The organism is Pseudarthrobacter arbutini (assembly GCF_054510915.1).
Genome location: NZ_JBTNDQ010000006.1, coordinates 97,170 through 118,974 on the forward strand (window position 1 = coordinate 97,170; position 21,805 = coordinate 118,974).

General features: G+C 65.0%; 21 protein-coding genes. 12 read left to right on the forward strand and 9 right to left on the reverse strand.

The genetic code is table 11. The features are described 5' to 3' along the window. Positions 1-46: 46 nt before the first annotated feature. The gene (locus ACX80V_RS08580; protein WP_485842795.1) at positions 47-2,143 is read left to right on the forward strand and encodes a sensor domain-containing protein; all 2,097 of its coding nucleotides are present in this window, start codon (positions 47-49) and stop codon (positions 2,141-2,143) included. Between the two features lie 36 nt (positions 2,144-2,179). Here the strand turns inward: ACX80V_RS08580 and ACX80V_RS08585 are convergent, their stop codons facing one another. Then, entirely contained in the window at positions 2,180-2,740 is a 561-nt protein-coding gene (locus ACX80V_RS08585; protein ID WP_485842796.1) for a WxL domain-containing protein, read from the reverse strand. Positions 2,741-3,491: 751 nt separating this feature from the next. On the opposite strand from ACX80V_RS08585, the gene ACX80V_RS08590 reads away from it, so the two are divergent. Continuing rightward, complete coding sequence (locus ACX80V_RS08590; RefSeq protein ID WP_485842797.1) at positions 3,492-4,058, forward strand: hypothetical protein; 567 nt, start codon at positions 3,492-3,494, stop codon at positions 4,056-4,058. 24 nt (positions 4,059-4,082) lie between these two features. Here the strand turns inward: ACX80V_RS08590 and ACX80V_RS08595 are convergent, their stop codons facing one another. From ACX80V_RS08595 to ACX80V_RS08605, 3 genes are all read right to left on the reverse strand, one after another. Then, a complete protein-coding gene (locus ACX80V_RS08595; RefSeq protein ID WP_485842798.1) occupies positions 4,083-4,967 on the reverse strand; it encodes a HepT-like ribonuclease domain-containing protein in 885 nt (294 codons plus the stop codon). Between the two features lie 73 nt (positions 4,968-5,040). Continuing rightward, positions 5,041-7,575, reverse strand: coding sequence for an AMP-binding protein (locus tag ACX80V_RS08600; RefSeq protein WP_485842799.1), 2,535 nt, complete (start codon positions 7,573-7,575; stop codon positions 5,041-5,043). Positions 7,576-7,777: 202 nt separating this feature from the next. Further along, positions 7,778-8,176: a nuclear transport factor 2 family protein gene (locus ACX80V_RS08605; RefSeq protein WP_485842800.1), complete on the reverse strand. Its 399-nt coding sequence runs from the start codon at positions 8,174-8,176 to the stop codon at positions 7,778-7,780. 156 nt (positions 8,177-8,332) lie between these two features. Here ACX80V_RS08605 and ACX80V_RS08610 point away from each other — a divergent pair, with 156 nt between their 5' ends. The 4 genes from ACX80V_RS08610 to ACX80V_RS08625 all read left to right on the forward strand — a co-directional run bounded on the left by ACX80V_RS08610 (position 8,333) and on the right by ACX80V_RS08625 (position 10,655). Then, complete coding sequence (locus ACX80V_RS08610; RefSeq protein WP_485842801.1) at positions 8,333-8,473, forward strand: hypothetical protein; 141 nt, start codon at positions 8,333-8,335, stop codon at positions 8,471-8,473. Between the two features lie 129 nt (positions 8,474-8,602). Further along, the gene (locus ACX80V_RS08615; protein ID WP_485842802.1) at positions 8,603-9,028 is read left to right on the forward strand and encodes a helix-turn-helix transcriptional regulator; all 426 of its coding nucleotides are present in this window, start codon (positions 8,603-8,605) and stop codon (positions 9,026-9,028) included. A 22-nt stretch (positions 9,029-9,050) separates the two neighbouring features. Then, complete coding sequence (locus tag ACX80V_RS08620; RefSeq protein WP_141141424.1) at positions 9,051-9,452, forward strand: VOC family protein; 402 nt, start codon at positions 9,051-9,053, stop codon at positions 9,450-9,452. A gap of 228 nt (positions 9,453-9,680) precedes the next feature. Beyond that, positions 9,681-10,655: a hypothetical protein gene (locus ACX80V_RS08625; protein WP_485842803.1), complete on the forward strand. Its 975-nt coding sequence runs from the start codon at positions 9,681-9,683 to the stop codon at positions 10,653-10,655. Between the two features lie 100 nt (positions 10,656-10,755). Here the strand turns inward: ACX80V_RS08625 and ppsA are convergent, their stop codons facing one another. Continuing rightward, on the reverse strand, positions 10,756-13,155 hold the full coding sequence (gene ppsA, locus ACX80V_RS08630; protein ID WP_485842804.1) for a phosphoenolpyruvate synthase: 2,400 nt from the start codon (positions 13,153-13,155) through the stop codon (positions 10,756-10,758). A gap of 153 nt (positions 13,156-13,308) precedes the next feature. After that, positions 13,309-14,127, reverse strand: a complete 819-nt coding sequence (locus ACX80V_RS08635) for a pyruvate, water dikinase regulatory protein (protein ID WP_252598632.1) — start codon at positions 14,125-14,127, stop codon at positions 13,309-13,311. Positions 14,128-14,283: 156 nt separating this feature from the next. Between ACX80V_RS08635 and ACX80V_RS08640 the strand changes: the two genes are divergently transcribed. Next, entirely contained in the window at positions 14,284-14,484 is a 201-nt protein-coding gene (locus tag ACX80V_RS08640) for a hypothetical protein (protein ID WP_485842805.1), read from the forward strand. Between the two features lie 93 nt (positions 14,485-14,577). Here ACX80V_RS08640 and ACX80V_RS08645 read toward each other — a convergent pair whose 3' ends face one another. Continuing rightward, positions 14,578-15,273, reverse strand: a complete 696-nt coding sequence (locus ACX80V_RS08645) for a FadR/GntR family transcriptional regulator (RefSeq protein WP_485842806.1) — start codon at positions 15,271-15,273, stop codon at positions 14,578-14,580. A 143-nt stretch (positions 15,274-15,416) separates the two neighbouring features. Here ACX80V_RS08645 and ACX80V_RS08650 point away from each other — a divergent pair, with 143 nt between their 5' ends. From ACX80V_RS08650 to ACX80V_RS08665, 4 genes are all read left to right on the forward strand, one after another. Further along, the gene (locus ACX80V_RS08650) at positions 15,417-16,682 is read left to right on the forward strand and encodes an Nramp family divalent metal transporter (protein ID WP_485842807.1); all 1,266 of its coding nucleotides are present in this window, start codon (positions 15,417-15,419) and stop codon (positions 16,680-16,682) included. A 49-nt stretch (positions 16,683-16,731) separates the two neighbouring features. Beyond that, positions 16,732-18,540, forward strand: coding sequence for a gamma-glutamyltransferase family protein (locus ACX80V_RS08655; RefSeq protein WP_485842808.1), 1,809 nt, complete (start codon positions 16,732-16,734; stop codon positions 18,538-18,540). Between the two features lie 2 nt (positions 18,541-18,542). Continuing rightward, complete coding sequence (locus ACX80V_RS08660; RefSeq protein ID WP_485842809.1) at positions 18,543-19,274, forward strand: YoaK family protein; 732 nt, start codon at positions 18,543-18,545, stop codon at positions 19,272-19,274. Between the two features lie 303 nt (positions 19,275-19,577). Continuing rightward, the gene (locus ACX80V_RS08665) at positions 19,578-20,312 is read left to right on the forward strand and encodes a GAF and ANTAR domain-containing protein (RefSeq protein WP_485842810.1); all 735 of its coding nucleotides are present in this window, start codon (positions 19,578-19,580) and stop codon (positions 20,310-20,312) included. A 37-nt stretch (positions 20,313-20,349) separates the two neighbouring features. Here ACX80V_RS08665 and ACX80V_RS08670 read toward each other — a convergent pair whose 3' ends face one another. Together ACX80V_RS08670 and ACX80V_RS08675 are read right to left on the reverse strand one after the other, a co-directional pair. After that, positions 20,350-20,613: a type II toxin-antitoxin system RelE family toxin gene (locus ACX80V_RS08670; protein ID WP_252574598.1), complete on the reverse strand. Its 264-nt coding sequence runs from the start codon at positions 20,611-20,613 to the stop codon at positions 20,350-20,352. 2 nt (positions 20,614-20,615) lie between these two features. Continuing rightward, entirely contained in the window at positions 20,616-20,873 is a 258-nt protein-coding gene (locus ACX80V_RS08675; RefSeq protein WP_058932986.1) for a type II toxin-antitoxin system Phd/YefM family antitoxin, read from the reverse strand. A gap of 163 nt (positions 20,874-21,036) precedes the next feature. Between ACX80V_RS08675 and ACX80V_RS08680 the strand changes: the two genes are divergently transcribed. Beyond that, positions 21,037-21,777 carry a GAF and ANTAR domain-containing protein gene (locus tag ACX80V_RS08680; protein ID WP_485842811.1) on the forward strand — a complete coding sequence of 247 codons (741 nt, stop codon included), beginning with the start codon at positions 21,037-21,039 and terminating at the stop codon, positions 21,775-21,777. The last annotated feature ends 28 nt before the right edge of the window (positions 21,778-21,805 follow it).

Here is a 21,805-nt window from a genome sequence, read left to right on the forward strand (position 1 = left end):
CGTGAATTTCCCATGCGCCACAATCCAGATCTGCAGGATCCGGCCGATGAAAGAGGTACCGATGATTCCTCATACGCCGGCCGTCCCCGAGGCCCGCATCAGCGGTGACCTGAACGGAACAATCACTGCCTGGAATGCCGGTGCCACCGAAATGTTCGGCTTCAGCGCTGGCGAAGCAATCGGCCGGAACTATGACCTGCTGACCACCACGAACGGACCCATTCTGCATCGGGAGGCTTTGGAACATCTCCTGGCCGGAAAAGGCTCCAGCGAGGTCCGGACCCGCTGGCGGCGCAACGACGGCCGCGTCGCCGAGGTTTCACTCACGCACTCACCCCGGTTCGACGCCGACGGAGTACTGATCGGCAGCTCCACCATCGCACGGGACGTCACAGCGGTGTCGCAGCTGCAGGACGAGGCAGGCAAGGAACGCGAACGGCTCATCGAAGCCCAGGAGATGGCCCATGTGGGAAGCGCCGAATACGATTTCTCATCGGGCCGGTGGTGGCATTCGGAGGAATTTGGCCGTCTTCTGGACCTCACCACGGGCGAGAAAGTCTCCGTATCCATGCTTCTGGAAAAAATCCATCCCCAGGACCGGGACGGTGTCAGGACCGACTGGCATTCTCTGGACCGGGCCGGTTCCCGGCATCTTGACCGCGAGCTGCGCCTCATCCAACCAACCGGTGACGTGCGCTGGATTCTGGCCAGCGTCAGGGTCACCGGCACCGGTAGCCGGACCAGGGTGCTCATCACCGCCCTGGACATCACCGCCCGTAAACTGGCCGAAGCGGTCCTGACACATCAGGCATCCCATGACGCGCTGACTGGACTACCCAACAGGATCCTGATCAACACCATCCTCCATGACCTCCTGGGCCGCAAAGCATCCAGTGTTGTGGTGTTCTTCCTGGACGTTGACCGGTTTAAGACCGTCAACGACGCCGTCGGCCACGCCGCCGGAGACGCCATCCTCACTCAACTCGCGGCCAGGCTCCGTCCTGCCATCCGGCCCGGCGACACCGTTGGCCGGTTCGGCGGCGACGAATTCATCGTGATCTGCAAAAATCTGCACGCCACGGAGGCTACTGCCGTGGCCGAACGGCTCCGCGCCGCTGTCAAAGAGGCCTTCACCCTCGGCGGCCGCCGGATTTTCCTGAACATCAGCATCGGCATTGCCCCTGCCAGCCCGGGAGACACCGCCGAGACCATCCTCGACGCAGCCGACCTGGCCATGTACCAAGCCAAAAACGCCGGCGGCGACCGCATAGCGGTCCGCGACTCCCGCACCCAGGCCGCCGCCACCGCCCGGCTCAACCTCGAATCCGACCTCCGCCTCGCCTTGGACCGGAATGAGCTCAGACTCCACTATCAACCCGTGATCGACGTCAAAACCGGGATGCCGGTCGGTCTCGAAGCCTTCCTGCGCTGGGAACACCCCACACTCGGCCTGCTCCAGCCCGCAAGCTTCATCAGCCTCGCCGAAGACAGCGGCCTGATCGTTCCCATTGGCAGCTGGGTCCTCAACCAGGCCCTCCAACAGACCCAACATTGGCGCAATACCCTGCCCGGCGCCAAGGATCTCACGATCTTCGTCAACGTCTCCGTGCGCCAACTCCAGGACCTGCGTTTCGTGGACACCGTCCGGGACGCTATCTGCACCACCGGCATCAGCCCGGCCGCCGTCACCCTGGAAATCACCGAATCCGTACTCATGGATCAACGCGAACTGCCCACCGCCATCGTCCAAGGCCTGCATGCCTGCGGCGTCGGCCTGGCCATCGACGATTTCGGCACGGGCTACTCATCCCTGAGCCAGCTCCGGTGGCTATCCGCCCACACCCTGAAAATCGACAGGTCCTTCGTATCAGAACTCGGCTATAAAGATCCCAGCAGCGCCTCCATCATCCAACTCATCCTCGGCATGGCCCGCGTCCTGAACCTCAGCGTCATCGCCGAAGGCGTCGAAACACCGACGCAGTTGAACGAACTACGCAGGCTCGGTGTCCGCCACGCCCAGGGCTACCTCTGGTCCACGCCCCTTCCGGCCAACGAAATACCTAAGCAGCTACAAGCACATGCACCGGAACCCCCACCGCGCAACGCCCAGCCCCGCAAACTCCCCCGTCGTTCGGATCGTTGAACACACGAAAGTGCAGCGGCGGGACTGTCTGGTTGGTTAAGAGATGGAGTAGGTCAGCGTTGCAGTGTAGGTGTCCACCACGGCATCGTTTGGCACCGGAACGGTCAGGATTGCGTTCCAGGTTGCCGTGTTGTTGCCGGAGACACCCGTGGCGGTCTGAACAATCCTGGGCGTGGTCGGATCGGTTGCCGTGGATGCCGTCACGGTTACGGTGCCTGTCGTCGTGGCCGCCGTCGGGGTGTACGTGGCGCCGGTGGAGGAAAGGGCCGCTCCGGTCGCACTACCTGTGAAGTCGGTGAGGGCAAGTGAGGCGCTCCAGCCCGCGGTGCCGGCGCGGTTGTCGTTCACCGTGATGCCTTGGAGGGCCATGGCGACGGCGGCGCCCGGGTCGTCCAGATCGAACGAGACTGACGCGGGAGCTGAACTGAAGCCAAGCGAACCTGAAGACACCACGAGAGTGGACAGGGTATCCGCGGCGGTGGCAGGTGGCGCCGCCGCCCCTGCGAGGGCAGCCGAGAAGGCAAGGGCCGCCGCCGGGACGATCCTTGTGGCCGTCCCTGCCGGAGTCCGCACGGATGAGCCAGCGCGTGTTTCCATTAGTGCCCCCAAATTAGTGAAACCAGAGCTGGCAGCGCCAGACAGAGTGCTTCACAGATTTCTCATCTGCGGACTCTGATAGTTAGACCTATGGAGACCGATTGCCTCAGGCTGTCATGCGGGAATCCGCCGCGACAACACTGGCCAGTACTCGTCTTTCATCGAAACGGGCGGCTAAATTACTTGGGTTTCGGGCCGGGACCGGGTCTCGACAAGCTCGACCACAGGGGGCGGACATGCTCAATAACCGGGGCCGGGTCTCGGATTTCGACCGGCTCAATCAGCGTGGACCACCGTGGCCGACGCATCGCTGACGACGCACATATTCCCGCAGGACAGAGAGGGAGGGTTCGGGCGGGACAACGCCTAGGCCTAGGTAACTACGGCCGGATTCAACGTGGTGAGGTGGGTCTGGGCCGATCTGAAGGAGCCGGGGAAGCTGGAAGGCAAGCTGGCAGCGGCCGGCGTGCCCCGCCGTCGTGCGCGTTCTGCGGAACTCGACGCGCGAAAGACCCTATGACGCGCACACGCCCTCTCGCTACCGGTATTCCGGTAGCGACAGGTCATGTGCGTAGCGCCACGCTGCTTCCGTGTCGCGGCCAGGACACCAAAACCCGGAGTGCCCCGGGACTGACGGTGGCTTTATTGGAGAGCCCGCCGCTATTTCGGTCTGTGCACTTAAGGAGCAGTTCATCAAAGTGAGCAATACTCCACTCGGCGCTAGACCTACGCCCGGAGCAAGGAGATGCAAATGCAGGTAGCACAAGACACGGTTGTCGAACGAGAATCGTCGGGTCCACCCGCTGCCGGAAAGGCGACGCGTCCGGAGGCAAGCCGAACACCTGCGGCGCGCCCGTGGGCTGTACTCCGGATCCTGTTGGGTTCAGTTTTCCTGTGGGCCTTCCTGGATAAGATGTTTGGCCTCGGATTCGCCACGCCTCCAGAGAAAGCCTGGATCGCCGGCGGTTCGCCCACCGCCGGATATCTGGCCAGCGCGAAAGGCTCATTGGCAGGCGCGTTCCAGGCTCTTGCGGGGGCGCCGGTTGTTGACTGGGCCTTCATGGTTGGGCTCCTGTGCATCGGGTCAGCCCTCATCCTTGGCATAGCGCTTCGTGCCGCCGCGGTGGGCGGAACAGCACTCATGGCCCTGATGTGGCTGTCAGCTCTGCCGCTGAAGAGCAATCCCGTCATCGACGAACACGTCATATATGCGGCCGCAATGATTGCCTTGGCGGCTTCACGGGCAGGCGACACCTGGGGCCTGGCCCGGCCATGGTCGGCACTGACAGCGGCGCCGGCCCTTCGCTGGCTGAGGTAGCCGATTGCCGGGATGGATGCCGGCCTAGGGCCAGCGTTCGACGTCGGCACGCATGTGGGCAAGCTGGGCCCTGAGCTCCGGCAGACTGCGGGCCGCCGTTTGCCACACGGTGTCGTTGCGAATGGCCGCGTAGTCGTGAGAGAGCACATTCCGGAGTCCGCGCATCTGACGCCAAGGTATTGCGGGATACTGCTCACGTACCGGCTCGGGGATCCGATCCGCGGCAGTGTTCAGGTCAATGAGGATGGACTTCATTGCCTCGCGCGACCGCCAATTTCCCGGATCGTTGAAGGCAGGCTCACCTTCATCCACGATCTGCTGCGCCCAACCCAGCCGCTCCTCCATGTCTCCTATCAGCTGGAGGACCCTGCCCTTCGGGGCCGTAGCGAGGGAGAAGGTCGGATCCTTCTGCTCACGGGGCACGAACTGACCGCCCACGGAGACATCCTCGGGGTGCCCGCTCACAGGGGGGACTGCTTCACTGAGGATGCGCTCCATGATCGGGCCCCCTGAACCCGATGGGACGATGTCCACTTCCACGCCGAGCAGGTCAATCATGTCCAGGCGGAAGCCGGACAGATCGAAAAGCGTGGCGCCCGGTTCGAGGTCAACCAGAAGATCGACGTCGGATTCCGGTTTGTCCTCGCCTCTTGCCAACGATCCGAAAACGCGGACGTTATGTGCTTTGTACCTGTGGGCGATCGCGAGCGTCTCGCCGCGGTGTTCAGCGAGGATCTCCGATGGCCGGCGCCTCAATGCTTTCATGATCCTGTCAAGGGTTTCGGGGCGGGGGATGCGCTTCCCGGATTCATATGCCGAGAGATTTGGCTGGCTGACATGCGAGAGTTCCGCTAGCCGCTTCTGGCTAAGCCCGGCACGAATCCTCTTCTCGGCGATCTCGCTGGTCATGGGTCAAGTATATCGGGGCGATATAAGTCTGGCGGGGTGGGGCGACGGCCGCCGTCGGGCGTTCCTCCCCGACTCACCGGGGTCTCAACGTGCTAGACAACCGCGTTTTAGCGCGGCCGATGACCGTTGGCGCATAGCTGCAGAGCGCCCAGTACGCGGAGCCTGCGGCCAGTGAGGCCACCACGGCGAGCGCGGGGCTGAGCTCAACCAGCAGCGGGTAGACCAGCCAATGCACCAGATAGATGTGCAGGGACGCGCTGGCCAGCTGAACGGTGAGGCGCCGGAGTCCGGCCGGGACGGGAATGCTGGGCAGCCACAGGAGCAGGAGTATCCCGGCCAGGACAGTCAGTTCACGGGCGGGGTTGTCGAAGAACCCCGGGATGGTCAAAGCGGCAACGACACTGACGGCGCCTCGCTGAAGGATATGGCGGGCCCGGGCAACCGCCCATCCCAGCGCGAAAAGCCAGAATATGGGTGGTGTGTGCGGAATTCCCGGCTCAAAAAGCTCATAGCGGGTGAGCAGCCCGGCGGCGAGCAGCACCAGCGGAAAGAGGAACGGGAAGCGCTTTTCGGCCCGGCTGACCCAGGGCAGGGCGAGCAGGGCCGTCATGCTGACCAGCAGGTAGACGAGCACCTCGATGAACCAGAAATGCGACCGGGTGGTCACCTCTTCGGGCCCGATAATGGCGTGGAGGAGGACGATATTCGCCGGGCTGTATCTGTCGGTGATCAGGTAGGCGAAGCCGATGAAGGCCATGCTGGGGATGATGACCCTGGCCAGGCTGGCGGCTTGTTTCCGCAGCCGCGGCACACGTTCCCCGGACAGCTGGAAGCGGGCGAAGTTGAACCCCGCCACAGCCATGAGCACGTGGGCGGCACCCTGCCAATGCAGGAATCCGATGTGGGTGCTGACGATCAGGAAAATGGAGACCGCCCGCAGCACGATGCTGGTTTCAAGCCGGGCGAACAGGCGGCGCTTCCGCGGCTGTTCACGGCGGGCCCCCAGCACCCCCACCGGGGTGATGTGCCAGTCCGGGGGCAGATGCCCCAACGCCTGCTCAAGCCGCACCGACGCTGCCACATACGAAAGCGAGTCCCCGCCGAGCGAAACGAAGGTGTCGTCGTCGGAAATGTCTTCCAGCTCCAGTGTGTCTTGAAAAATCCGCACCACACTGTCCTGCGGCTTAGCTCCGGAGTTCGCGCTGGAAGGCGCGTCTTGACCTGTGTGACCGCCCTGGTTGGCGAGGGCCAGGACGGCCGGGTAGTCCAGCTTGCCGGACGCCAGGCGCGGAAGCTCCCGGACGGCATGGACTTCCAGGGCAGCGCGTGGCAGGCCTATGCCCTGGGCGAGGAGCTTGCCCAGCAGCGCTGGGTCGTGTTCACCCTCGACGGCGACGACGAGTCCCTGGTCCGTGCCGGCGCTCGCGGCCTGAATACCTAGGTCGGCAAGGATCCGTTCCACCTGTCCAAGGTCGACGCGGAGGCCGACGATCTTGACGAACCGGCTGCGCCGTCCCACTACCTCGTACAGTCCGTCTGCGTTCTGGCGTGCCAGGTCTCCGGTGCGGAGTTCATCCACCGTCCGCCCGAGGCCGAGGTCCTCCGGCGTCTGTGCGTAACCCAGCATCACGTTGGGTCCGGAATAGACCAGCTCCCCATGCTCCAGTCCAGGGACCGGGTCTATCCGGAAGGCGCCGCCGGGGACAGGAATTCCGATGGCCCCGGGCGCCGTACCCGCCAGCCGCGGAGGGAGGTAGGCCATGCGTGCGGTGGCCTCCGTCTGGCCGTACATCACATAGAGATCCCAGCCGCTCCTTGCGCCCAGTCCGGCGTAGCGCCTGACCAGGTCAGGGCCGAGCCTGCCGCCAGCCTGGGTCACATACCTGAGCGTGGGCAGATTCATCGCCGTGAACCCCACCCGCTCGAGCAACTCGAAGGTGTAGGGAACGGCTGCGAACGATGTGGCACCCTCGCTGCGGAACAGATCCCAGAAACAGGGGTCCACCACGGACAGATCCGTCAGGACCAGGCTGGCACCGCGCAGCAGGTGGCTGTTGATAACTGACAGTCCATAGCAGTAGGACATGGGCAGCGTGGTCATTGCCCGGTCATACTCCGTGATGCCGAGGTATTCCGCGATGGACTCTGCGTTCGCCTGGAGGTTTTCATAGGACAGCCGCACAAGCTTGGGTGAACCGGTGGAACCTGAGGTGCTCAGCAGAAGGGCCAGGTCCGGGTGCAGAGTGTGTCCGGTGCCAGGCCGTCGTTCTTCCAGGACTGTCCGGCCGTTCGCGGAACTCAGGATAACGTCCGGGTCATAGGCCGCGACCAGGGACTCCAGGGCGGCAGGCTTGTCCGCGGGCAGGAGGATCAGGGGATGACCGGCGGCCATGGCCGCCAGGTACCCCACCAGGGATTCCACATCGTTACTTGCCGTCAGTGCCACCAGACGTCGTTCGGCACCGAGTCGCCGGCCCAGCTCCTCAACACGGTCGGCCAGTTCCCGATACGTCAGGACACCATTGCTGGTGGCAACGGCAGTCCTGTCACCGTTGCTCGCGAGGTTCGAGGCAAACGACAGGCGTTGAAGGTCAAGTTGGGTGCTCATAGCGTGTGGTCCATAGGTGTCTTCGGCGATTTAGGGAAGCCTAACCTTGGAAGAGTACACCGGGCGTTGGTGAATTAAGAAAACAAAATGTACCCTATTTCTCCAGCTTCTGGCGTAAAGGGCCGCGTCCCGTCCGTACCTAACTGCGGTTCGACGCCCGACAACGGATAACTACCCGGTTCACGCGACGCGCCTGGCACGGTCACTCGACAACAGTGTCGGCATGCCGATGGGCCACCTTCCATTCGCCGCCTTCTCGGCGGTACACCTGCGTGGCACGCAAGGTGTAGCTTCGCGGCTGACCGTTGACGGAGGCGGAGGTGTGCTCCAGTCCGGCGGTGTAGGCCATGTCATCCAAGACGTCATACGCCTGCAGTTCGAACGTGTACGACGTGCAGTCGGAGAAACTCTTCGCGAGGTCGGCGAAGAGCCCGTCCAGCTCATGCTGGCTATAGGCGTTGCGCCACGCACCCAGGATGCTCACGGGTTCGTTACGTGACCAGATTGCCCGGCGCGGGGCCGAATCGCCGTTGTGAAGGGCTAGTTCCGCTTCGTAAAGCGCGGACTTTACCCAGGCTAGGAAGTCGTCGCGATCAGTCATGCCTCAGTATGCTCCATGCACAGCTGTCGATCTGGCACGGCCGCCCGAGCATTTTCACGGCATATGCGTAGCGCCACGCTGCATCGTGCCACGAACCGATAGACACAACGATGCCGTGGCGGGAAGTGTTCCGCATACACAGAATTATTCAGAAACATGGTCGCCCACGGCCGCGTGGACGTCCTCAAGTCCGGCAACAACCTTCTGGTCTCCACTGACTCCCTGAACCGCGCCTACCAGTCTGCCGGCCGGGCCGTTCTGGAGAAGCTCCTCGACGAACAGTTCAACCGTGGCTGACGGTATTCGGGTGTCGCCAGGCCGGTTCCGTAGCGCCACGCCGTTTCCGCGTCGCCGGGATTTCGACAAGCTCAATCACCGGGCGGACACGCTCGACCACCGGGAGTGGAGCGCTACTAGACTTGCCTCATGACACCGCAGGAGCTGGCCAACCTGGCCCATTTGCGCCGGGCCCGTGACCTGATCGACCGCGAGTACGCCCGGCCACTGGACGTGCCCACCATGGCCGCCGGTGCCCTCATGTCAGCGGCGCACTTCTCCCGCCAGTTCAAGGCCGCCTACGGTGAGACGCCCTACAACTACCTCATGACCCGGCGGATCGAACGCGCCATGGCGCTGCTGCGCGCCGGCGCCAGCGTGACCGACGCGTGCATGGAGGTGGGCTCCACGTCCCTGGGATCGTTCAGCTCGCGATTCACTGAGATCGTCGGCATAACGCCCAGCGCCTACCGGGCCCGCGAACACCACGCCGTGAAAGCGATGCCCACCTGCATCGCCCGGCAGCACACCCGGCCCGCGCGCAAACCGAGCAGGATTGAAGAAGCCTCTTCATAGCCGCTCCCCTAGCGTGGGAGACATGAACATTTCATTGAAGTACGCACACGTCACCGTCAACGATCTCGATGAGTCCCTCGCCTTCTACCGCGACGCCCTTGGCCTGGAAGTCCGGAACGACGTCGGCTCGGACGGACAGCGCTGGGTCACACTCGGCAGTGCCGCCCAGCCCGACCTTGAGATCGTCCTCTCCCCTCCCCACGCCGGCCGCTCCCAGGCCGACGGGGACGCCATCCAGGAGCTCCTCACCAAAGGCGTTATGCCCATGCTCGTGTTCAACACGGACGATCTCGACGCCACGTTCGAAACCCTCCGGGCGTCAGGCGCCGAGGTGCTCCAGGAACCCATCGTCCAGCCGTGGGGCCCGCGCGACTGCGCCTTCCGCGACCCGTCCGGCAACATGATCCGCATCAACCAGGGCTGACGTTAAAGAACGACGTCGGCACCCAAACCGGGTGCCGACGTCGTGCGTTCCTCCCCGGTTCTGCGACGCGCAAATTCGTTTTCGACCCGGATATTCCATTACGCAGTCCATATTCCGGGTGCGCCCGTGGAGGTGCGGGTCGGAAACGCACAAGCGCGTCGCCAGGACTTCTCCACATAGCGGCACCTACCCCTCGCGTCGAGGGCGCGCAGCTGGCATCTTCGCTACATGACGGATCTTCCACCGCTTCTCTTGGCCCGCGACCGCGCCCTTCACGGGTTGACCCCGAATGACCTTGCCAAGCGCGTAAAGGCCGGTTCCTTGGTCCGCGTCCGGCACGGCGTCTACACGGACGGGCAGGTCTGGAAGGGGCTGAAGCCGTGGGAGCAGTATCGCCTCCGCGTCCAGGCAGCTGCGGAAACGTTCGAGAAACCCACGGTCTTCGCCCGCCACTCTGCCGCCAGCGTGTGGGGAATACCCACCATCGGCCTGAACCACCCGGTCCAGGCCCTCACCATGAAGAACGACGGCGGCCGGTCACGTGCTGGAGTCCGCCGCCACTTTGCTGCGCCGGCGGGTCTGATGGTGGTCCGGCGGGAGGGCCTGCTCGTCACCGGCCGCATCCGCACTGTCCTGGACCTGGCGGCGTTTGCGCCGTTCACGGAGACGGTAGCGCCGCTGGACCACGTGTTGAAACCGGACCGCGCCCTGCGGCTGCCTGCCGTGACCAAGAACGAGTTAGTGGCGGGCCTCAGCACCAACTACTCGGCGGCCGCCGGGCGAAGGGTGCTGACCGCCGTGGCTTTCGCGGACCCTTTGTCCGGTTCCGCAGGGGAGTCCTACAGCCGCGCCCTTATCCACGTGGCCGGCTTCGAAGCCCCGGTCCTGCAGCAAGCCATCCACGACAGGGACGGCCTGGTGGGCTACACCGACTTCTATTGGAAGCAGGCCAAGGTTGTTGGCGAATTCGATGGCGAGGAGAAGTACCTCAAACCCGAGTACCTCAAGGGCCGGACCGCGTCGCAGGCGGTGGTGGAGGAAAAGACGCGCGAGAACCGAATCCGGGCCACGGGGTGCAACGTGGTGAGGTGGGATTGGGCCGATCTGAAGGAACCCGGGAAGCTGGAACGCAAGCTGGCAGCGGCCGGCGTGCCCCGCCGTCGTACGCGTTCTGCGGTTTTCGACGCGCAAACCCGACCGTGACCCGCATATTCCTTGGCGCCACCGATATATAGGCGTCGACAAGGAATCTGCGTAGCGCCAGAACGACGTCGGCACCCAACCGGGTGCCGACGTCGTGCGTTTAGCCGATTTCGACAGGCTCAATCACCGGGGTGCCGGCGAGCCGGAGCCAGGTGTCCACAACGGTGTCGGGGTTCAGGGAGACGGAATCGATGCCTTCCTGGACCAGCCACTCGGCGAAGTCGGCGTGGTCGCTGGGACCCTGGCCGCAGATGCCGACATACTTGCCGCGCGCCTTGCAGGCCTTGATGGCCATGCTCAGGAGCTTCTTGACGGCAGGATCGCGCTCATCGAAGCCGCCCGAGACAATCGCGGAATCCCGGTCCAGGCCCAGGGCCAGCTGGGTCATGTCATTGGAGCCGATGGAGAAGCCGTCGAAGTAGTCCAGGAATTCGTCCGCGAGCAGCGCGTTGGACGGAATCTCGCACATCATGATCACTTCGAGGCCGTTCTCGCCACGGACCAGGCCGTTCTCCGCCAGCAGCTCGATGACGCCGCGGGCCTCGTCCAGGGTCCGCACGAACGGGATCATCAGCTTGACGTTGGTCAGCCCCATCTCGTTGCGGACGAAGGACAGGGCCTCGCACTCGAGGTCGAAGCAGTCCCGGAAGGACGGCTCCAGGTACCGGGAGGCGCCGCGGAAGCCGAGCATCGGGTTCTCTTCGTGCGGCTCGTAGGCCGGTCCGCCGATGAGGTTGGCGTACTCGTTGGACTTGAAGTCGGACATGCGCACAATCACCGGCTCCGGCGCGAACGCCGCCGCGATGGTGGACACCCCTTCGGCCAGGCGCTTGATGTAGTAGTCGCGCGGGCTGCTGTACGCGGCAATCCGTTCCCGGATTTCCGCGGCCACGTCCGCCGGCTGGCTGTCCAGGTTCAGGAGCGCCTTGGGGTGGATGCCGATCTGGCGGTTGATGATGAATTCCAGCCGGGCCAGGCCCACGCCGTGGTTGGGCAGCTGGGCGAAAGTGAACGCCTGCTCCGGGGTTCCGACGTTCATCATGACCTTGACCGGGGCCTCCGGCAGCTCGGTGATGGCGGTTTCCTCGACGCTGAAGTCCAGGAGCCCTTCGTAGATGGTCCCGGTCTCGCCGTCGGCGCAGGAGACGGTCACCTCGAGGCCGTCGGTAAGGGAATCCGTAGCACTTCCGGTGCCGACGACGGCGGGGATCCCCAGTTCGCGGGCGATGATGGCCGCGTGGCACGTACGTCCGCCGCGGTTGGTAACGATGGCGGAGGCGCGCTTCATGATCGGTTCCCAGTCCGGGTCGGTCATGTCCGCGACGAGGACGTCGCCCGTCTTGAAGGCGGCCATCTGGTCGATCGATGTGAGGATGCGGACGCTGCCGGCACCGATGCGCTGGCCGATCGCACGGCCCTCGGCCAGGACCCGGCCGGTCGCGTTGAGGCGGAAACGGCTCAGGCTGCCGGCGGCACGGCGGGACTGCACCGTCTCCGGGCGTGCCTGCAGGATGTACAGGCCGCCGTCGGTCCCGTCCTTGCCCCATTCGATGTCCATCGGACGGCCGTAGTGGTTCTCGATGGCGACGGCGTGCCGGGCGAGCTGCTCGACGTCGGCGTCGCTGAGGCTGAAGCGGCTCCGCAAGGAGGCCTCCACCGGTACGAAGTCGATGGTCCGGCCGATCTCCTGGCTGTTGGTGTAGGTCATCTGGAGGGCCTTTTCGCCCAGTCCACGCTTGAGGATGGCGGGCCGCCCGGCCTGCAGCGCGGGTTTGTAGACGTAGAACTCATCGGGGTTCACGGCGCCCTGGACCACTGCTTCGCCGAGGCCGTAGGAGGACGTGACGAACACGGCGTCCTGGAACCCGGACTCGGTGTCCATGGTGAACATCACGCCGGAGGCCCCGACGTCGGAGCGCACCATCCGCTGGATGCCCGCCGAGAGTGCCACCTCGGCGTGTTCAAACTTGTGGTGCACGCGGTAGGCGATGGCCCGGTCGTTGTAGAGGGACGCGAACACGTCCTTGATGGCGATCAGGATGTTCTCGATGCCGCGGACGTTCAGGAAGGTTTCCTGCTGCCCGGCGAAGGAGGCATCCGGGAGGTCTTCCGCCGTGGCGCTGGAACGGACGGCCCAGGACAGGTCCTCGGAGCCCTCGTGCTTGTCCACCAGCTGCTGGTAGGCGTCACGGATCTGCGCCTCGAAGTCCGGCAGGAAGGGCGTCTCGCGCATCAGCGCGCGGATCTCCTTGCCCGCTGCTGCCAGGGCCGTCACGTCATCGGTGTCCAGGCCCACCAGCCGGTCCGCGATCTTCTGGTCCAGGCCCGAATCAGCCAGGAAGCTGCGGTAGGCGTCCGCCGTCGTGGCAAAGCCGTCAGGCACCTGGACGCCGGCGGAGGTGAGGTTCTGCACCATCTCGCCGAGGGAGGCGTTCTTGCCGCCTACCCGGTCCAGGTCCTTGAGTCCGAGTTCTGAGAACCACAGGATGTCTGTTGTCATATTTGCTGCTCCTTTGCAGGGATGATGGCATGCCGGGGCGCTGCCCGCTCGCGGCTGTGGCCGGTTGGTGGGCGCGGATCCTGTCTACAGTGACAGGTCTAGGCCACTCTTTCCAACATGATGTGCGCCACACCGGGCTTGTGAAAATTTTCCCTAATGTTTGAGGTTCATCCGCTGCAGGATGGTGGCGGCCATTTCCTCCACGGACACGGTGGCCGAATTCAAGTAAGGGATCCGGTGGGAGACGTACAACTGCTCGGCGCTTCGCAGTTCGAAGCCGCACTGCCGCAGCGACGCGTAGGGTGAGCCGCGGCGCCGCTCGGTGCGGATCTGGCTCAGCCGCAGGGGGTTGGAGGACAGCCCGAAACACTTCTCAACAAAAGGCCGCAGCGGCTTGGGCAGCCCTTCCCGCTGGAAATCCTCGTCCACCAGCGGGAAGTTCGCGGCGAAGATGCCGTGCTGGAGCGCCAGGTACATGGTGGTGGGCGTTTTTCCGCAGCGGGACGGTGCCACCAGGATGACTTGCGCCTTTTCCAGCGCCCGTAGGCTCTGGCCGTCGTCGTGTTCCATGGCGTACTCGACGGCGGCCATCCGGGACTGATACCGCTCCGCGTTGCCGAGGCCGTGGGCCCTGCCGGGTTCCGCGCTTGCCGGGGAGCCGAGGGCTTCCTCCAGCTGTCCCACATGCGTCCCGATCAGATCCACGATGATCCCTTGGCACGTTGCAATGGCCTGTCTGATGTCGCTGCTGACGGCGGTGGAAAAGACGATGGGCCGCGGGCCGGTGGCGACCAGTTTGTCGATGGTGCCCACCACGGTCCTGGCCTGTTCGGCGGTGGTAATGAACGGGACCGTGATGCGGTCAAAGTTGTTCGCGGGGAACTGCGTCAACAAGGTGTTCCCAAGCGTTTCCGCGGTGATGCCGGTGCTGTCCGAAAGGAAGTAGACAGGCCGAATCTCGTCATTGGTCATGAAGGCATTCCACCATCCGGTGGTTGAGCTTGTCGAAACCGCCGGACCTTCCGGTGGTTGAGCTCGTCGAAACCCGGGCTTTTACCCGGCAGAAACACTGCGGCAACCTGGCCGGGGCATGCTGGGCATACGGGGACAACCAGCAGGGGGCACAACATGATCACTGACAAGGTGCAGACGGTAAGAATCCAACCCGGCGACCACATCGAGGCGTGGCACAACGGCAAGTTATTCCACAAAGGCCGGGTGACCGACGTCGTACATTCCCTGGAACTGATCTGGATCCGGGACGCGCGGACCGGCGCGCGGAAGCTGCTGGATCCTGACGCCCTGGAGATCATCCGGGTGCGGGACTAGCGTGGCGCCTGGTGGGCCGCCCGGCTGCGGCGGCCCGCCAGGACAGGCATGAGCCGCGAGGCTGGGCAGCACGTTGGCACCTTTGGAGTTACGTCATGCCTGTGCGGGCCGTATTTCCGCCGGGCCCGGCTCGGCAACCGGCGCGATGAGCTCCTGGATGCCACCGATATGATCGCGCATGGCCTGCTCTGCGGCCGGGCCGTTCCCTGCCTTGAGCGACTCGACGATGGCCCAGTGTCCCGAGAGCGAGGCGGCGTTGCGGCTGGCGCCCTGGAATCCGAGCCGGCGTGAAGAGCGAGCCCAGTCGCTCACGATGCGAATGAGCATGGACAGCAGCGGGTTGCGCGCGATGTCAGCCACCATGACATGGAATTCGACGTCGAGCTCGAGCAGCTTTGCGGAGCTCGTCTCCTGCTCTGCGGTGCGCAGAATTGCCTCAAGCTTCCGCAGGTCTGACGGCGTCGCCTTGGCCGCCGCGAGCGCCGTGACTCCGGGTTCGATGGAGCAGCGCATCTCCATGATCTGGTTGAAGTCCTCCTGCGCCGCACTGAATACCGAGGAGAGCTCCTCCGCCTGTTTGGGGGTCGAGGATTCGAGCACGATGGTCCCTCGGCCCGGGCGGCGACTCACGAGACCGCGAAGCTCCAGCTCCAGCAGCGCCTCGCGTAGCGTCGTCCGTGAGACTCCGAGTGTCTCGGCCAGGACGCGCTCGGCCGGAATCTTCTCGCCGCGCGGGAGTTCGCCGCGGACGATCATGAGTTCCAGCTCGGCAGCGAGATTGCCGCCCATGGAAACCCAGCCATGACTCACTCCGGACCAGTCGACCACCGTGCACCTCGTATCTACCGTTTCGTTTGCGATTACAGTCTAGCCGTGGCATATTGGTCGGACCAATAGACCAATGGTGGTCTTGATCACAACTACGGAGTGAAATGGAAAAGGTACTTACGCAGCAGACAGAGCAAGTCGGCGGCATGTCCCGCTGGCGTCGGGTTGCCGGCGTCGCGGGTCCAGGGTTCATCGTGGCAGCTGCCGGCGTCGGCGCCGGAGACCTCATCGCTTCCCTTAACGCCGGTGCCAGCTTCGGGCTAACCCTGGCGTGGGCCGTCGTCGTCGGCTGCTTCATCAAGTTCATCGTGACGGAGTGCATCGGCCGCTGGTCGCTGGCGACCGGCATCAGCCCGCTGCGCGGTTTTCACCAGCTCAGCAAGATCTTCACCGGCTACTTCGGCATCTACTCGATCATTCTGGGCTTCTTCTACGGCGCGGCCATCGCCGGGGCGCTCGGACTCACGGTGCACGCGATGTTCCCGGCGGTAGACATCAAACTGGGCGCCATCGTCGCTGTCCTGCTCGGCCTGGGCATCCTGTGGATCGGCAAGTACAGCTCCTTCGAGAAGCTCATGTCCTTCTTCGTCGCGGTCATGTTCATCTCCATCGTGGGCGCCGCAATCCTGACCAAGCCGGACCTCAGCATCCTGCTGAGCGGCCTGACACCGCGCGTCCCGCAGGACGGAACCTTCTACGTGCTGGGCGTCATGGGCGGGGTCGGGATGTCGATCGGCCTGCTGTCCTACGGCTACTGGCTCCGCGACCGGGGCTGGAATGGTCCCAGCTGGATCAAGACGATGCGCCTTGACCTCGTCATCGGCTACGGCATGACCTTCATCTTCATGTTCGCCATGATGATTGTCGGCGCGGCCTTCCTGCAGGGCAGCGGCACCGAGGTCGGCGGACTGAGCGACCTCAACGCCCTGGCCAACCCCTTCGCCGAACGCTTCGGCGAGCCCGCCAAGTGGCTCCTGCTCATCGGCATGTTCTCCGCCGTCTTCAGCTCGCTCATCGGCGGCTACAACGCCCTGGCCAACGTCTTCAATGACATCTTCAACATCTACCGCAAGACCGACAAGGAGCGGGACGAGAACGCCGTCCGGTCCGTGCCCTTCCGCGCCTACATCCTGTGGATGTGCCTGCCGCCCCTGGCCATGCTGTTCCTGGACAAGCCGGTCACGCTTGTCCTGATCTACGCCGCACTGGGCGCACTGCTCATGCCCGTCATGATCGGCGGGCTGCTCTGGCTCATGAACTCCAAGCGCCTCGACAAGAAGTACCGTAACGGCTTCGTCATGAATGCATCGCTGGTGCTTGGCCTCGTCATGTTCATCGGCCTGGGCCTCAACGAGCTCGTCAACCTCTGATCCGGGGCTCCTACGACTCCCGCACGCACAGCCTAGAAAGGCAGCTGCAATGAATTTCTCCACCCGCCCCGAACTTGCCGGGACGTTTGGTATGGTCTCCTCCACGCACTGGCTGGCATCCCAGGTCGGCATGGGGGTGCTGGAGCGCGGCGGAAACGCCTTCGACGCGGCGGCTGCGGCGGCCTTCACGCTGCAGGTCGTCGAGCCCCACCAGAACGGCCCCGGCGGCGACCTGCCGCTGATCTTCGCCCGGGCCGACGATAAGAAGCCCACCGTCTTGTGCGCCCAGGGCCCCGCCCCGGCCGCCGCGACACCGGAGGCCTTCGCGGAGCTGGGGCTGGATATGGTGCCCGGCACCGGGCCGCTGGCCGCGGCGATCCCCGGTTCGACCCTGGGCTGGATGATCTTTGTGCGGGATCACGGAACCCTGAGCCTGCGCGAGGTCCTGTCGATGGCCGCGTCCTACGCCGAGAACGGCTTCCCCGCCGCGGCCAAGGTGGTCGAGTACATCAAACGAATGGCGCCGCTGTTCCGCGAACACTGGACGCCGTCCGCCGAGCTTTACTTGCCCGGCGGACGGGTTCCCGTAGAGGGGCAGCTGCTCGTCAACAAGGCCCTGGCCCGCACCTACGGGCGCCTCATGGACGCCGAAGAGACCGTACTGCTCGACGGCGGCACCCGGGCGGAGGGCTTCGACGCCGCGATTCGGGCCTGGACGGAGGGCTTCGTGGCCGAGGCCATCGCCGAGTTCGTCAAGACACCATGGCGGGACTCGAGCGGCGCCGATCACGCGGGGCTCCTGACGCGTGAGGACCTGGCGTCCTGGCGCCCGCACTACGAGGCGCCCGTGACCCTGGACTTCCGGGGCCACACGGTCTGCAAGACGGGCTTCTGGAGTCAGGGTCCCGTCTTCCTGCAGCAGCTCGCGCTGCTGGACGGGATGGACGTCGAACCGGGCACGGCGGACGGCATCCACACGATCCTGGAGGCCACCAAACTGGCCTTCGCGGACCGGGACGCCTGGTACGGCGACGCCGCCGACGTGCCCTCGGATACCCTTCTGTCCCCCGAGTACACGGCCGAGCGCCGGAAACTCATTGGGGCCACGGCCTCCATGGAAATCCGGCCCGGCAGCCCCGACGGCCGCGAGGCGATCCTACCGGAACTGCGCGTCACGGGAGACTTCGACGCGAGCGGGCTCAGCGGCGTCGGCGAACCCAACGCCGTCGCGGCCCTGCTCGACTCCGGCCCGCAGGCCAATGGGGAGGCCCGCTCGGACACGGTGCACGTCGACGTCGTCGACCGCTGGGGCAACATGGTCTCGGCCATGCCCAGCGGCGGCTGGCTGCACTCCTCCCCCGTCATCCCGGAGCTCGGCTTCCCGCTGGGCACCCGGCTGCAGATGGCCTGGCTCGAGTCTGGCCTGCCCAACACCCTGGCGCCGGGCAAGCGCCCCCGCACTACGCTTTCGCCGACCCTGGTACTGAAGGACGGGGAGCCCGTGCTCGCCTTCGGCACCCCGGGCGGCGACCAGCAGGACCAGTGGCAGCTGCATTTTCTGCTCAATCACCTGCTCGCCGGGATGAATCTACAGGAGGCCATTGATGCGCCGTCGTTCCACAGCACCCATTTCCCCAGCTCCTTCTTCCCGCACGAGCATCAGCTCGGCGTCGTCGTGATCGAGCGACGGATCGGCGCGGACGTCGTGCGCGAGCTGCGGGCGCGCGGGCACCTGGTCGGTGAGGCGGGCGACTGGGAGATCGGCCGAATGTGCGCGGTCTCGCGGGATCCAGCGACGGGCATGGTGCGCGCAGCCGCCAACCCGCGCGGCATGCAGGGCTACGCGGTGGGGCGCTGACCATGACCGTGACGGATACGGCCCCGAGCCGTCTACGGCGGGCGCCGGCCCGCGTACCCGAGGCGCGGCTTCAGTTGTGGCTCATGCTCATCCTGACCTTTTCGACGGGCGTCATCGACGCCGTGGGCTATCTGGGCCTGGACCGGGTCTTCACGGGAAACATGACGGGGAACGTGGTCATTCTGGGGATGGCGCTGACCGGCACGACCAACCTGCCCGTCCTCGGCCCCGCGCTGGCGCTGGTCTTCTTCTTCGGCGGCGCTATGATTTCCGGGCGTATGCTGCGGGGCAAGTCCGAGGGCTGGTCCGGGCCGACCTCTTTGGCCCTGGGCCTGGTCAGTCTCCTGCTGTTGGCCGTCTCGACCGCCCTGTTCTTCTTCGGCACACACGCCTTGCCGCACATGGCCGAGGCCGTCACCTCCGTCCTAGGGCTGGCCATGGGCATCCAGGCGGCCGCGGCACGGCACGTCAAGGTCGTGGATGTCACCACGGTTGTGGTGACATCCACCCTGACGGGACTAGCCGCGGACTCCCGTTTCGCGGCCCGCAAGGGGCAGGACTGGCCCAAGCGGCTGCTCGCCGTAATGCTGATCCTGCTCGGCGCCCTGGCCGGCGCGGCGCTCCTGACCGTGGCCATGTGGCTGCCCATCCTGCTCTCCGGCGTCCTCACTGCAGGCGTGGTTGTGGCGGGCCATCGCCGGGTCCGGGCAGACGCCGTCAAGGTCCTGAGCTAGGGCATGTCTCGTACCGCCGTTCTGACGGATTCGCGGTGGACCGGATCGAGTCGTTTGTCGAAGTCGGACGGGAGCCGAGGCCGGCCGTTCCGGCATCACCGGTTCCTGGCGGAGGGCATCGTTTACCGTTTTCGTGCAGGGCCGCGTGGCGGGATCTGACGGCCCGCACTACATGCACTGGACGCAGTCCAAGGAGATGGCGACAAGGATTGATGTGTTCCTGGCCAGGACGCCGTTATAGGCCGAAGGTTCTGCGCTGCCGGATAGCTTGTGGGCCCTCTTCTATTCGGCCTAGATTTGGGCATGACCAATTCGCCCGAACATGAGCTGCTCATTGAGCTGCAGGACCTGATTATCGGCACTGGATCGGTGGCTGACTTCCTGGGCGGGCTCTCGATCATCGCGGCGGCCGCCCTGAGCCGCTCGGCCGGCGCCACGGTGGAGTGCGGGGTCACGCTTAAGCACGCCAGGAAAACCACAACGGTGGGCGGGAGCACCGAGCGCGCCGTCCATCTGGACCGCATCGAACAGGCCGTTGGCGACGGGCCCTGCCTCGCAGCGTTGAAGGCAACGACCCCCGTCCTGCTGGCCGATGTCCGCACCGACCCGCGCTGGCCCACCTACCAGGAACGCCTGATCCAGGAGGGCATCCACAGCGTCCTGGGCGTACCCCTTGAACTTGGTGAAAACGCGGCCGCGGTCCTGAACTTCTTCGCGCCGGCCACTGGCGTGTTCACCGAGGCGACCATCAGTGAGGCCGCCAGTTTCGCCGACGTCGCCGGCAGTGCCGTCCGCCTGGCCGTCAGGGTGGGAACCGCAGAGAGCGCCGCTGATGACCTGAGCGCGGCGATGATGAGCCGTACTGCCATCAACCTTGCCTGCGGCATCATCATGGCCCAGAACCGCTGCAGCCAGACCGAGGCGATGTCCATCCTGATGAAGGTTTCCAGCCACCGGAACCAGAAGCTCCGGGACGTGGCCGACGAGATCGTCCGGAAGGTCTCCGGCGAGGAAGCCAGCACGTACTTCGACATGTAGCACTGGCTTAGGGTTGTCCGCGCCAGCCAGGCGGGCGTCACCTCTTGTAGACCTCGCGTCGGTGCGCGACCCGCACAACGAGGACGGTCAGAACGTCGTCATGGATTTCGTAGAGAACGCGATAGTCAGCAATGCGGACCCGCCAGGCGGTCTCTTCGCCAGCAAGCTTCTTGCATCCAGCGGGTCGCGGATCATTTGCCAGCCCCGCGACAGACGCCAGGATTCGCTTGCGCGTACCAGTCTCCAGTTTGCGGATTTCCTTGGCTGCTCCGGCGGTGAATTCGACCGCGTAGCCGGCCACGTTTAGAGTTCGGCCTGAAGTTCAGTCAGGCTCACTCGACGGCCATCGTCGTCGGCTTTGGCGGCCCGGAATTCGGCGAGATCCACGGCGTCTTCGAGTTCCTCCAGGCGTGCGAAGTCCTCGACGCCGATGAGGAAAGCCACAGGCTTACCGTGGCGCGTGATCTGGACTCTCTCATGCCCGTAGTTCGCCCTATTGACGACGTCGGGCAGATGCTCACGCAGAGCTCCGACAGTGACGGAGCTGGGTTCAGTTTCCATAGTCACAGTCTAGCGCCTGTTTTGTATAGAAGTATAAAAACGTACGAAACGTAAGAAACGTAAATCTTCGGCGGGCCCGCAAAAAGCGAGTACTCACTACTCGTGTGCCACCCCGGCAGGGCCTTTTACGATGAGGGCGTACCGACACATGGGGGACTGGGGCATGATGATCGATCAACTGGTGGACTGGCGTGTCTCGGGGGTCCTGCTGGATATCCGCGGACACTCGGAAGCGGCATCGGCGTGCGCGCTGGCCCGGATTGCGGCGTCCGCCGTGAGCGAGATTGCCGGCTACCCCGTGGAGAGCACGGTGACGCTCGTGCGGCCGGACGGGACGCCCTTCACAGCGGCAACCACCGACGCCGCCGGCGGCCTATCCCGGTGGGACCAGCTCGCCGGACGGGGTCCCACCTCGCGGGCACTGGGCGGCCGCCTGACCATCATTCTCAATGATCACTGCCTGGACAAGCGCTGGGACGAGTACCCGGCCAGTCTCAGGTCAGCCGGCTTCCGCTCCGCTGTCGCCGTGCCCTTGCCGCTGGAACGCGGCTACCGGGCCGCACTGACGTTGTATTCGGCGGAAAAGAACGTGTTCACCCCGGTTGTCGCCAGCCAGGCGCTGGCGTTCTCCGACGTGGCGGCCACGAGCCTGGTCCTGGCACTGCAGGTCCGGGCTGGCCTGGCCCAATCCGCGGATCTCCGCGCAGCCATGGCCAGCCGCACCGCGGTCAACGTCGCCTGCGGTGTGATCATGGGCCAGAACGGGTGCTCCTACGAGGCGGCGTTGCAGATGCTCACGCTCGCATCGAGCCATCGGAACCTGACCATCCGCGACGCCGCCGAAGGGATGCTGCGCACGCTCCCGGGCGGGGTTCCGCCCACACACTTCCAGCAACGCGCCTGAGGCAGCGCCCCGCCGTCGACGCAGGAAC